We start from the raw sequence: 10,616 nt of genomic DNA, 5'->3' as shown, positions 1-10,616 counted from the left end.
CACAGAATCGTTGAAGTTGTCGGGTGGCTCGGGGGCATCGATGTTTTTTTTGTCTAAAATTCGCAGCCCAAAACACTCACGACCCCGGACGCGACCTCCGTTCCTGGGGATGGAGCGAACGGACCGTTTGCCTCGTTAGGTGGAGTCAACAGGCCGTTCGCTCCGTCCCGGGCGCCAAGCGCATCCTCGACGTCGCCGCCGAGCTGTTCTACTCGCGAGGCATCAACGCCGTCGGCGTCGCCGCCGTCGAATCCGGTGTCACCAAGCGGACCCTCTACAACCGCTTCGGGTCGAAGGACGGCCTGCTCGTGACCTACCTGAAGACGCGCGACCAGCAGTGGCGCGAACTCATCGGCACCCGCCTGGACGCCGAGGCAGACCCGCTCAGGCGCGCGCTGGTGCCGTTCGACGTGCTCCCCGAATGGCTCCCGCGGAGCAGCCGGGGATGCAGCTTCGTCAACGCCTTCGCCGAACTCCCGGAACCCGACCACCCCGGGCGACAGCTGATCGTCGCGGAGAAGCAGTGGCTCCGGGACCTGTTCCGCGACCTGCTCACCGAAGCCGGCACCAAGCACCCGGAAGACCTAGCCGTACAACTGCTGAGCCTGCACGAGGGCGCGATCGTGAGCTACTCGATAGCCGACGAATCCTCAGCCGCATCAATCACCCGCGCCGCCGCCGAAGCACTCGTGAAGCAGGCGCTCAACTAACGGTTCGCACGGGGCCGTGAGCACTTTTGGTTGCTATAGAGGCTGTTTTGGATGTGGTGACGTGCGGATGTGGTAATGCGGGTCGTTGTCTTCGAAGCGGCGGAGCCGCTTAGCCCACCCTCGCAACCGGCACCGCCGCGGGTTCTCAGAGGTCTTTCTCGCGAGGACAGCCCCGACGCGTCGTATTGGTCATACGTGTGTCGGGGATCCCACAGCCGAGAAGGCCTCAGTAACTCCCGCAGGGGGGCCGCTACCCGCACCGCCCCGCAAAACAAGTTTGGAAACAGCCTCTATAGCAGCACAAAACACTCACGGCCCCGTTCGCGACTCAGCGCTCGGCAACCCGTCCCAGGAACGCCGCCCACGACGAAGCCGGAAACGCCAGCACCGGCCCGTCGGGCTCTTTCGAGTCCCGCACCGCAACGGCAGGTCCCGCGAACGCCACCTCGACGCAAGCGGCATCATTCCCACCGGTGCTGTAGCTGCTCTTACGCCACTTTGCTTCTACGGATGCGACTTCGACGCAGGCACCGTTGTTTCCGCCGCCGCTGCGGCTGCTCTTGCGCCACCTGACATCGATCAGGTCTACCGCGTACATGCGTCTCGCCTCGCTCACACCGAGCTACCGAGTTCGAGCCACCTGCTCGATCCGCTCCATCGACTTCTCACGAGACAGCGCTATCCCGCGCAGGTGCTCGAACATCAGACTAGCTTCCTGCACCTCGGGCTCCTTCTCCACGTGGATCGAGCCTGTCGGTACGCGATGTACAGCAGTTCTTGGTCTTCCGACTCCGGAAAACTGAGGCTGATGAAGGAACCCTCCATACCTGCATGGGGGCCGGTCTCCCGCCCAATCACGCGCAGCTCCACCTGGTCGTTCTCAGCTGCGCGCAGCACGTTTTTCAGCTGGTCACGCATAACATCCGGGCCGCCGATAGGCCGCCCGAGGGCAACCTCGTCCAGCAAGGCGACCAGCCGTAGCGGCTGCTCCTCATCGGTGAGTCTCTGTTGCCTGATCAGCCGCACCGAGACCTGGTTCTCGAACGCCTTCTTCGTACGTCGCAGCCGGTCGGCGTTGAAGATCGCCCGCATGTAATCCTCGGTCTGGAGCAGACCTGGGATGTACATCAGCGAGAGCTCGCGCACCGTGCAGGCTTCGGTTTCCAGGTCGACGTAACCCCGGTCCTCCACCCCGTAGGCCCGCCACCAGCCACGTTCTCTCGCCGCTCTGGCCAGATCGAGCAGATCCGGGTCGTAGCGGTCGAAGAGATCCATCATCGAGCGGATCTCGTGCACCAACGTCGCCACCTCGCCGGATTCCTTGCGGCTCAAGGCGCTCGTCGACATGTCCAAGCCGGCTGCGGCCTTCTCCTGCGTCATGCCCGCTTCCTCACGCAGTTGGCGAATTCGGCGCGCGAGTCGGCGACGACGGAACGCGGGGCTCGTGCGTGCCACCGGGACCTCCCCGACCGGGATCCTGATCGATCCATGATCCCAACGGGAACCCGGAATCGGGATTCCCGCATCCGGTGATCCCGATTCCGGTATCCCATGTGGACGCTGGCGGTCACACCCCACAACGGGAGGAGCACGCCATGACACCGAAACTCTTCGGCCTGGCCGAGAAGACCGAGACCGGCGAACCCGACCCGGCCCGCGTCCGCATCTGGGGCATGCAGCTCCCGGACCGAGCGATCATGTACCGGCGGGAGGAGCACCGGAACCAGTTCGCGGTCTTCGACGACGCGGCCAGCGCCGAATCCCGCTTCGGCGCCCTCTTCGACATCACCCTCATCTGGCCGTGACCCCGGCCGGGGTGGAGCGAACGGACCGTTTGCCTCACTAGGCGGAGTCAACAGGCCGTTCGCTCCACCCAACCTCAGCCGCGCAACGACGCGAAGAACTCCTGGACGTCGCGGACGTACAGGTCCGGCTCCTCCATCGCCGGGAACGTGCCGCCGCGCTCGTACTCCGTCCAGCGCACGATGTTGTTGATGCGCTCCGCGAACGGGCGCACCGGCGTGAGGATGTCCTTCGGGAACACCGCCACACCGTGCGGCACGGTGCCGTTCTGCAGCTCCGCGATGACGCCTTCCTCCTCCGCCTTCGAGGAGTTGTCCGGAGTCTCCACAAAGGACCGAGCCGCCGAACCCGCCGTGTTGGTGAGCCAGTACAGCATCACCGTGGTCAGGATCCGGTCGCGATCGATGGCGTCCTCCGGCGTGTCCTCGCAGTCGGTCCACTCCTTGAGCACGCCGACGATCCAGCCCAGCAGCCCGATCGGCGAGTCCGCCAGCGAATACGCCAACGCCTGCGGCTTCGTCGACTGGATCAGCTTGTAGCCGTACAGCTCGTCGGTGTAGCGCTGCCACGCGCCCATCCGCGCGTAGTCGGCCTCCGTGAGCCCGGCCATCTCGTCCGGATCGCCCGACGGGAACGTGATCATCCCGTTGGTGTGCAGGCCGATCACGTTGTCCGGCGCGAGGATCGCCAGCTCGCGGGAGATCCACGTGCCCCAGTCGCCGCCCTGCAGGCCGTACCGCTCGTAGCCGAGCCGGCTCATCAGCTCGGCCCAGGCCCGCGCGACCCGGTTGGCGCCCCAACCGACCGAGCGCGTCGGCCCGGACAGGCCGTATCCCGGCAGCGACGGGATGACCAGGTGGAACGACTCGCCGAGCGGCCCGATGACGTCCAGGTACTCGGCGATCGAACTGGGCCAGCCGTGCGTGATCAGCAGCGGCAACGCGTCCGGCCGGGACGAGCGGACGTGCAGGAAGTGGATGTTCTCGCCATCGATTTCGGTGGTGTACTGCGGGAATTCGTTCAGCCGCGTCTCCTGCGCCCGCCAGTCGTAACCGCTGCGCCAGTACTCCGCCAGCTCCCGCAGGTAACCCAGCGGCGGGCCGTAGCTCCAGCCCAGCCCGGGCACCTCGTCGGCCCAGCGGACTCGGGCCAGCCGTTCCCGGAGGTCGTCCAGGTCGTGCTGCGGGATGTCGAGGCGGAACCGGGTGATGTCACGAGAGGCCATGCACGCTCCTTCGTACGTTGTACGGTACTAGATACGCGCAAGGCCCCGGCTTTGTTCCCGAACCCGCGAAAAAAGTTCGAGGGGCGCCCCTAACAGGGGACGCCCCTCGAACATCAGACCAGGTCAGCTGCCCATTTCCTCCAGCGAGCGCCCCTTGGTCTCCTTCAGGTACTTCACCACGAACACCACCGAGATCAGCGCGAACGCGGCGTAGATGAAGTAGGTGACCGGCAGGTTCCAGTCCCGCATGCTCGGGAAGCTCACCGTCACCAGCCAGTTCGCGATCCAGTTCGTCGCGGTGCCGACCGCCAGCGCGGCGGCCCGGATGCGCACCGGGAACATCTCGCCCAGCAGCACCCACATCACCACGCCCCAGGAAGCGGCGAAGAACAGCACGAAGGCGCTCGCCGACACCAGCGCCACGGCGCCCCACTGGAACGGCAGGTGCGCCTCCTCGCCGACGACCTCCGCGAAGCTGAACGCCCACCCGGTCACGGCCAACGACACGGCCATCCCGAGCGAACCGATCACCAGCAGCGGCTTGCGGCCGATCTTGTCGACCAGCGCGATCGCCACGAACGTGCCGACGATGTTCACGATCGACGTGAACAGGCTCAGCAGCAGGGAACTGCTCTCGTCGATGCCCACCGAGTGCCACAGCGACGACGAGTAGTAGAAGATGATGTTGATCCCGACGAACTGCTGCAACGCCGCGATGGCCATCCCGACCCACACGATCGGCAGCACGCCGAACCGGCCCCGCAGATCGCTCAGCCGCGGCTTGCGCTCACCGCCCAGCGCGGCCTGGATCTCGGCGACCTTCGCGTCCGGATCGCCGGAATCGACCTGCGCCAGGACCTCCCGCGCCCGGTCGACCTTGCCGATCGCGACCAGGTACCGCGGCGACTCGGGAATCGTCGAAGCCACCACCAGGTAGATCACCGCGGGGATCGCGGCCACCCCGAGCATCCACTGCCAGGCCTGCAACGGCCCGAGCATCCCGGATGCGCTACCGCCGGCGGCCTGCGCCAGGGCGTAGTTGACCAGCTGCGAAACGGCGATCCCGAGCACGATCGCCAACTGCTGCAAGGACCCCAACCGCCCGCGGTACGCGGCGGGCGCGACCTCGGCGATGTAGGCGGGCGCGATCACCGACGCGATGCCGATGGCGACGCCGCCGACGACCCGCCAGATGGCGAGGTCCCAGATCGCGAACGGCACGGCCGAAGCGACGGCGCTGATGATGAACAGGACCGCGGCCAGCTGCATGACCCGGATCCGGCCGACCCGGTCGGCCAACCCGCCGGCGATCCCGGCGCCCACCGCGGAACCCAGCAGAGCCGAGGAAACGGTCAGCCCGGTCAACGCGGAACCGACGTTGAAGTGCTGCTGGATGGCGTCCACGCCGCCGTTGATCACCGAGGTGTCGTAGCCGAAGAGGAACCCGCCGAGCGCCGCGGCCCCGGCGATCATCACGACGTGCCCGAGGTTCTCGGTGGCAGTGCCCGAGGCGCGCGGCTGCAATGCGGACATCGAGTACTCCTGCTGCCCGCTCGCCGACCCCGCCCCGTTGCGGGATCGTTCCAGAACGCCGGGCGAGGGGGATCGTAAATTCTGAATCCCCAACTTGCTTACTCGATTCAGGGTGAACTAGCTCACCGTGACCACAAACTCGGGACAACGCAACACAAACCGGCACAACCAGGGCAAACGCCACCTGAAGCGTGTCGACATGACTACCAGGCGTCACCGAGTCGCACAGGATCAACTCGGGAGCCCTGATGCCGAAGCGAGAGGCCGACCATGGATGCACCGGAAAAGCTGCACGCATGGCTGATCGAGGACCGCGAATACGCCCGGCACGAAGCGCGCCGCGGCAGGCGCTTCGCGTTCCCCAGCCTCGACCCGGCCCGAACCGCGCTGGTGATCATCGACATGGTGCCGTTCTTCGTGACCGGCAATCCCTACTGCCGAGGCATCGTGCCCAACATCAGCCGCCTGGCGCGAACGCTCAGGACGACCGGCGGCACGGTGGCATGGGTGCTGCCGGCGGTGACCGAACGGACGCCGAAGGCCGAGGAGTTCTACGGCCCGAAAGCGGCCGAGGTGTACCGCGCCGCAGGCGGAACGGGCCCGCTGGCGCAACGCCTGTGGCGGGAGTTCACGATCCACGACGACGACGTACTGGTCGAGAAGTCCGCGCCCAGCGCCTTCTTCCCCGGCCGGTGCCCGCTGCCGGAACTGCTGGAGCAACGCGGAATCGACACGGTCCTGATCGCAGGCACGGTCACCAACGTCTGCTGCGAATCCTCGGCCCGCGACGCGAGCACCCTGGGCTTGCGCGTGATCATGGTCGCGGACGCCAACGCGGCAGGTCGCGACGCGGACCACAACGCCACGCTGCACACCATCTACCGGTCGTTCGGCGATGTTCGCGCCACCGCCGAGGTGGTGGCGATGCTCGAAGAAGCCGGAGTCAGCGACGGGTGTCGGCACGCCCGAAGTTGAGGTACGCCTTCGACGGCGTCGGCCCGCGCTGGCCCTGGTAGCGCGACCCGGCCTCCTTCGAGCCGTACGGGAAGTCCGCGGGACTCGACAGCCGGAACAGGCACAGCTGACCGATCTTCATCCCCGGCCACAACGTGATCGGCAGATTGGCCACGTTGGACAGTTCCAGGGTGATGTGACCGGTGAACCCGGGATCGATGAACCCGGCGGTGGAGTGCGTGAGCAACCCCAGCCGCCCCAACGACGACTTGCCCTCCAGCCGGCCGGCGAGATCGTCGGGCAGCCGCACCGACTCGAACGTCGACCCGAGCACGAACTCGCCCGGGTGCAGCACGAACGGATTGTCGTCGGGCGTCTCCACCAGCGACGTCAGCTCGTCCTGCTGCTTCGACGGATCGATGTGGGTGTACCGGGTGTTGTCGAAGACCCGGAAGAAGCGATCCAGCCGGACGTCGATGCTCGACGGCTGGATCATGGCGGCGTCGAACGGATCAAGTTCGAGCCGGCCATCAGCGAGCTCTTTGCGCAGGTCCCGGTCACTCAGCAACACGCCCCCAGCGTATCGCCAGGCCGGTGATGATCTTCGCCCGCCACCATGTTAGGCTGACAGCGCTCTTCGAGAGAAGAGCTGCGCGGATGTAGTTCAATGGTAGAACATCAGCTTCCCAAGCTGAGAACGCGGGTTCGATTCCCGTCATCCGCTCAGAGCTGAGAGCCCTGTGTTCGCGGAACGCGCGAACCGGGGCTCTTCGCCTTTACATGGGGGGCCGAGCCCCCCAAACCCCCCACGATGCGGTGGTCGCCATTCGTCGGCTCCTTGCGAACGGAGCGTCCCCGGCCTGCTCAGCGACCAGCCTTTTCGTTGCTCATCATTCGGCTGCTGGGTGGGTTCTTCGAATTCCGTGGGCTGTTGGGCTCGTTGGTTCATGGGCGAGCACTTCCGTCAGCCGCCGGTTGATTCATGGTTTCCCGAGGTGGAGCACCGCTCCCTTGGCCGCGAGGGCCTGTTCAGTCCATGAGGTCGGCGGCCTCCAGGAATCCGAAGATCGCCGCGAGGCCGAAGATCACCAACAGCCCGATCCCGACCGGCCCGCAGCCTGCGGCTTTCCCCAGCCGAGCCAGCCCCACGCCGCCCACGACGATGATGAGCAGGAACAGCATCCCGGCCACTGTTCACCCTTTCCCGGACGGCAGCAGCCAGCCGATCACGACAATCGCGCAGAACGCAGCGACGATGCCCGCCGTCGGGTTTTCCCACCCGAGGACGAGCACGGTGACGACGGCTCCGACGATGATCAGGGCCCGGGTGGTGGACGCGGCCCTGCGCCTGCGCTGCGCGGCTGCTTCAGCCGCCATCCGCGCCCGCATGTAGGCCATGTACTCGGCGTCGAACGAGGCCTCTTCGTCGGTTTTCGGCGATTTCCAATTGATCGTGTAGTCGCCACTAACACGACCGATCTGTGACACCGGCCCGTCGAAGGTTCCCCCAGAAATCTCGTTCTCGACGCTCTCGTTCTCGTCGCGCCCGCCTCCCATGTTCCGATGCTAGGCGGGCCGACCGCCGCACGAATCCGCTCATCAGCTCAACTTCGCGCAGGCGAGTGTCCAGCGAGCTCAGGCCTGACGGTGGTGTGCGGGTCATGGCGGCCGTTCGCGCGCCGACCCACCGCCCGACGGCCGACCCAGACGGGATGCGGCTCTGGCTGCGCTGGTGGTCTGCCGGTCCTCAATGCCTCGCTTCCAAGGCGTCAACCTTCTTCCGCAGCTCGGCGGCAACGTCGTCCCAGTCCGGGCCATGCAGCAAAGCCGATGGCCGGTTGGCCCATCCGTCGGGTGCGGCGCTCGTCGGCTCGTAGGCGAGCACGTCCGTCAGCTGGTTGATTCCACTGAGATCTCGCCTTGATCGTTGACGATCTTGACCAGCACTTCCTTCGGGTTGTAGCGGTCCCAGTAGCGGCAGTTGAACTGGTTGCCCGCCTTGACCACTACCGAAGCCGGACAGGCCAGCCGGTCGACGGGCTCGTCCCGCAGACCCCGGATCTCGTCGGACACCTGCCGTTCCAGCGCTGCTTGGTCCAGCACCCGTGGCTGTTCGACCGAGATGATGTCGGTGCTCAGCACCTTTATCGTCACCGCCACCGCGCAGGCGGCGACCACGATCGAGGAGACCGCCATGACGTTGCGCGCGAAGTTCCGTTGGCCCGGAGAGCCCGAACTTCACCTTGATTCCATGCCGGTTCCCGCACTGCTATGCAGGCAATCCGCTGCTCGGACGGCGGGACGACCGTCCTTTGCAGGCACGGTTGTTCGCGGATCTCGGCACAGCACACCTCTTCCACGGCGAGTTCGATGCAGCTATCCGCTACCAGCAGTCTGGCGCCGAACTGTTCGCCGAGCTAGGGCGACCACCCCTGGGGAGCAAGCGCGCATGCCACGGTTGGAGAGATCTTTCTTTAGCTAGCCCGCTACGCCGACGCTTCAGCCTCGACAAAGCACGCATTACAAGTACTAGGCGACTCGGACAACCAGGAAGTTCAAGCAGGAGCCAACGCAGTTCTCGGGCCCCGATCACGCAGGCTTGACGATGGGCTCTTTCAGCAGTTGCGTGTGGTGTTCTCGGCCTTCGTGAAGTCGCCCCTTTCGTATGCTTCGGTCGGGATCGTGAAGTACTGGGCTGCTGCTTCTCCCCAGCTCCAGACCTCTTCTTCCGTTAGTTGGAGCAGGTGGACGTGGGGCTCCTCTCTCCGCATCACGCTTGAGGCGTGGGACAGGCCTGGCCAGCCGAAGGCTCGGTGACCTTCTGCGCTGTTCCCGTCGACTTCCTCGAACTCCGTGAGGATCAGCGATTCCGCTCCGTAGTGCACGCGCTCGTCGAACCCGACGTCTTCGTCCCGCACGTCCCAGCAGTCCGGGAGCATCGTTACCTCGACCGCCCGGACCCGGCGCCGCGGGTAACGCGTCGCCCGTTCCGGTGCTGTGGTTTCCACTGCTTTGGCCGGATCGACCAGCACCACGCGGCATGATTCGGGGCTGTCGCGTTTCAGGTGTTGGTAGTCCTCGTAGGGCAGGTTCGGGTCGAGCAGGAAGAAGTTGAGCAGGCCCCGCACCGGCGGCGCCTGGTCACCGAGCCACGACGCCAGCTCATCGAGATCCAGGACCGCGTACAGCGACAGCGGAATTCCCTCGTAGTCCGGCCATTCCTCGCCCGGCTCCAGCAACGCGGTGCCACCGATGCAGCAGTGGCCGGTCGGTTCGGCATCACCCGCCGGTTCGAGGCGGAACCCGCGCCTCGCCAAGCTCGCGAACTGCCGGCCTGCCGCATCACCAAGTCGCTCGATGCACAACCGCCGCATCTCGTCCGCGTCGTCGAACTCCATGCTCGAATCACAGCACAACCGGCCGACCAGCGGTCCGCTCACCTGCGACGAGGTTGATCGTCGCACCTTGGGCGCCGAGCGCGAGGATGCTGCATCCTCGGCGTTCTTCACCTGGTCGGCTTGTTGCTCTGCCGTGTTACTCGCGAGTAGGTTTGGTTCGGGATCGTGGCGAGGAGGTTGGCAGTGGCGGAACAGCAGCGAGGCGACTCGCCGGAGGTTGCCTCCGCACGTCGCCGGGGTGCGGCCGCTTGGGGGCTTGTTGGGGTTTTGGGTGGGGCTGGGGTTTTGCACTTTCTTGTTCCCCGGCCCTTTGACGCCATCGTTCCGCGGTCTCTGCCTGGGACGGCTCGGACTTGGACTCGGCTTTCTGGGGTTGTCGAGTTGGGGCGTGCTGGTTTGGTTGCCGTTCCTCGGACTCGGCGGCTGGGTGGGCGGCTCTCCGCTTTGCTTTTCGTCGCCGTCTTTCCTGCGAACGTGAAGATGGCCCTCGCCTGGCGGCGTCGTTCATTGCCTTGGAGGGCCGTCGGATTCGCGCGGCTTCCGTTGCAGATTCCGCTCGTTCTGTGGGCTCGGCGGGTCGGCCCGGGCGCCGGGGACTGAGCGGCAGGTCAGAGGAGGCGGGTGCCGTTGGGGACCTGGTGGTCGAAGCCCGCTAGGACCACGCTGTTCTCCTTGTCGTGGGCACCCGTTACCAGTACTTCGGACTTCACTCCCGCGATTCGCTTCGGCTCGAAGTTGCATACGCAGAGGACTTGGCGGCCGATCAGGGCTTCCGGTTCGTAGTGGTCCGTGATCTGGGCGCTCGACGTCTTCAGTCCCATCTCGCCGAGGTCGACGGTCAGGACGTATGCCGGCTTTCGCGCCTTCTCGTTCGGCTTTGCCTGCACGATCGTGCCCACGCGCAATTCTACCTTCTCGAAGTCGGCCCACTCGATCAGCGACATCCTGAACCCTCCTGTTTGGACAGTGGGCAGCGTACTCCGGTGACCCAAC

At 65.9% G+C, this 10,616-nt stretch carries 14 protein-coding genes, 1 tRNA gene and 1 pseudogene; 6 read left to right on the top strand and 10 right to left on the bottom strand.

Going from position 1 to position 10,616, the window contains the following annotated elements:
- Positions 1–23 precede the first annotated feature (23 nt).
- Positions 24–296 (top strand): annotated as a pseudogene (locus AB0I53_RS38005) (helix-turn-helix domain-containing protein); the annotation flags it as partial.
- Between the two features lie 12 nt (positions 297–308).
- The gene (locus AB0I53_RS38000; RefSeq protein ID WP_358613884.1) at positions 309–710 is read left to right on the top strand and encodes a hypothetical protein; all 402 of its coding nucleotides are present in this window, start codon (positions 309–311) and stop codon (positions 708–710) included.
- Between the two features lie 328 nt (positions 711–1,038).
- Here the strand turns inward: AB0I53_RS38000 and AB0I53_RS37995 are convergent, their stop codons facing one another.
- Both AB0I53_RS37995 and AB0I53_RS37990 read right to left on the bottom strand, forming a co-directional pair.
- A complete protein-coding gene (locus AB0I53_RS37995) occupies positions 1,039–1,308 on the bottom strand; it encodes a DUF397 domain-containing protein (protein ID WP_358613878.1) in 270 nt (89 codons plus the stop codon).
- 104 nt (positions 1,309–1,412) lie between these two features.
- Positions 1,413–2,090, bottom strand: a complete 678-nt coding sequence (locus AB0I53_RS37990) for a DUF5753 domain-containing protein (RefSeq protein WP_358613877.1) — start codon at positions 2,088–2,090, stop codon at positions 1,413–1,415.
- 215 nt (positions 2,091–2,305) lie between these two features.
- On the opposite strand from AB0I53_RS37990, the gene AB0I53_RS37985 reads away from it, so the two are divergent.
- Positions 2,306–2,515, top strand: a complete 210-nt coding sequence (locus AB0I53_RS37985; protein WP_358613876.1) for a hypothetical protein — start codon at positions 2,306–2,308, stop codon at positions 2,513–2,515.
- A 74-nt stretch (positions 2,516–2,589) separates the two neighbouring features.
- Here the strand turns inward: AB0I53_RS37985 and AB0I53_RS37980 are convergent, their stop codons facing one another.
- Entirely contained in the window at positions 2,590–3,738 is a 1,149-nt protein-coding gene (locus AB0I53_RS37980) for an epoxide hydrolase family protein (RefSeq protein WP_358613875.1), read from the bottom strand.
- 123 nt (positions 3,739–3,861) lie between these two features.
- Positions 3,862–5,271 (bottom strand): sugar porter family MFS transporter, encoded by a 1,410-nt coding sequence (locus AB0I53_RS37975; RefSeq protein WP_358613874.1) that lies wholly within the window; start codon positions 5,269–5,271, stop codon positions 3,862–3,864.
- A 270-nt stretch (positions 5,272–5,541) separates the two neighbouring features.
- Here AB0I53_RS37975 and AB0I53_RS37970 point away from each other — a divergent pair, with 270 nt between their 5' ends.
- Positions 5,542–6,246, top strand: coding sequence for an isochorismatase family cysteine hydrolase (locus AB0I53_RS37970; protein ID WP_358613873.1), 705 nt, complete (start codon positions 5,542–5,544; stop codon positions 6,244–6,246).
- On the opposite strand, the gene dcd is transcribed toward AB0I53_RS37970, so the two are convergent.
- The gene (dcd, locus tag AB0I53_RS37965) at positions 6,215–6,796 is read right to left on the bottom strand and encodes a dCTP deaminase (protein ID WP_358613872.1); all 582 of its coding nucleotides are present in this window, start codon (positions 6,794–6,796) and stop codon (positions 6,215–6,217) included. The two genes, AB0I53_RS37970 and dcd, sit on opposite strands and share 32 nt — an antisense overlap.
- 82 nt (positions 6,797–6,878) lie before the next feature.
- On the opposite strand from dcd, the gene AB0I53_RS37960 reads away from it, so the two are divergent.
- Positions 6,879–6,949: transfer RNA gene (locus tag AB0I53_RS37960), tRNA-Gly, on the top strand.
- 305 nt (positions 6,950–7,254) lie between these two features.
- Here the strand turns inward: AB0I53_RS37960 and AB0I53_RS37955 are convergent.
- The 4 genes from AB0I53_RS37955 to AB0I53_RS37940 form a co-directional block, all read right to left on the bottom strand.
- Positions 7,255–7,407 (bottom strand): hypothetical protein, encoded by a 153-nt coding sequence (locus AB0I53_RS37955; RefSeq protein WP_358613871.1) that lies wholly within the window; start codon positions 7,405–7,407, stop codon positions 7,255–7,257.
- 12 nt (positions 7,408–7,419) lie between these two features.
- Positions 7,420–7,782 (bottom strand): hypothetical protein, encoded by a 363-nt coding sequence (locus AB0I53_RS37950; RefSeq protein WP_358613870.1) that lies wholly within the window; start codon positions 7,780–7,782, stop codon positions 7,420–7,422.
- A 333-nt stretch (positions 7,783–8,115) separates the two neighbouring features.
- Complete coding sequence (locus AB0I53_RS37945) at positions 8,116–8,421, bottom strand: DUF4333 domain-containing protein (protein WP_358613869.1); 306 nt, start codon at positions 8,419–8,421, stop codon at positions 8,116–8,118.
- 419 nt (positions 8,422–8,840) lie between these two features.
- Complete coding sequence (locus tag AB0I53_RS37940; RefSeq protein WP_358613868.1) at positions 8,841–9,665, bottom strand: DUF1963 domain-containing protein; 825 nt, start codon at positions 9,663–9,665, stop codon at positions 8,841–8,843.
- Between the two features lie 225 nt (positions 9,666–9,890).
- Between AB0I53_RS37940 and AB0I53_RS37935 the strand changes: the two genes are divergently transcribed.
- On the top strand, positions 9,891–10,223 hold the full coding sequence (locus tag AB0I53_RS37935) for a hypothetical protein (RefSeq protein WP_358613883.1): 333 nt from the start codon (positions 9,891–9,893) through the stop codon (positions 10,221–10,223).
- Positions 10,224–10,231: 8 nt separating this feature from the next.
- On the opposite strand, the gene AB0I53_RS37930 is transcribed toward AB0I53_RS37935, so the two are convergent.
- A complete protein-coding gene (locus AB0I53_RS37930; RefSeq protein WP_358613867.1) occupies positions 10,232–10,567 on the bottom strand; it encodes a tRNA-binding protein in 336 nt (111 codons plus the stop codon).
- Positions 10,568–10,616: the final 49 nt, after the last annotated feature.

The sequence above is a fragment of the Saccharopolyspora sp. NPDC050389 genome, from assembly GCF_040655595.1.
In the GTDB taxonomy this organism is placed as follows: Bacteria; Actinomycetota; Actinomycetes; order Mycobacteriales; family Pseudonocardiaceae; genus Saccharopolyspora.
The sequence above is the reverse complement of the archived record's forward strand: the minus strand, read 5'-3'. Positions and strand labels throughout refer to the sequence as shown.

Excerpts from the sequence above, each read along its gene's own strand:
- AB0I53_RS37985 (WP_358613876.1), top strand. The coding sequence starts at position 2,306 with ATGACACCGAAACTCTTCGGCCTGGCCGAGAAGACCGAGACCGGCGAA.
- AB0I53_RS37950 (WP_358613870.1), bottom strand. The coding sequence starts at position 7,782 with ATGGGAGGCGGGCGCGACGAGAACGAGAGCGTCGAGAACGAGATTTCT.
- AB0I53_RS37980 (WP_358613875.1), bottom strand. The coding sequence starts at position 3,738 with ATGGCCTCTCGTGACATCACCCGGTTCCGCCTCGACATCCCGCAGCAC.
- AB0I53_RS37945 (WP_358613869.1), bottom strand. The coding sequence starts at position 8,421 with ATGGCGGTCTCCTCGATCGTGGTCGCCGCCTGCGCGGTGGCGGTGACG.
- AB0I53_RS37955 (WP_358613871.1), bottom strand. The coding sequence starts at position 7,407 with ATGCTGTTCCTGCTCATCATCGTCGTGGGCGGCGTGGGGCTGGCTCGG.
- AB0I53_RS37990 (WP_358613877.1), bottom strand. The coding sequence starts at position 2,090 with ATGACGCAGGAGAAGGCCGCAGCCGGCTTGGACATGTCGACGAGCGCC.
- AB0I53_RS37975 (WP_358613874.1), bottom strand. The coding sequence starts at position 5,271 with ATGTCCGCATTGCAGCCGCGCGCCTCGGGCACTGCCACCGAGAACCTC.
- AB0I53_RS37970 (WP_358613873.1), top strand. The coding sequence starts at position 5,542 with ATGGATGCACCGGAAAAGCTGCACGCATGGCTGATCGAGGACCGCGAA.
- AB0I53_RS37995 (WP_358613878.1), bottom strand. The coding sequence starts at position 1,308 with ATGTACGCGGTAGACCTGATCGATGTCAGGTGGCGCAAGAGCAGCCGC.
- AB0I53_RS37930 (WP_358613867.1), bottom strand. The coding sequence starts at position 10,567 with ATGTCGCTGATCGAGTGGGCCGACTTCGAGAAGGTAGAATTGCGCGTG.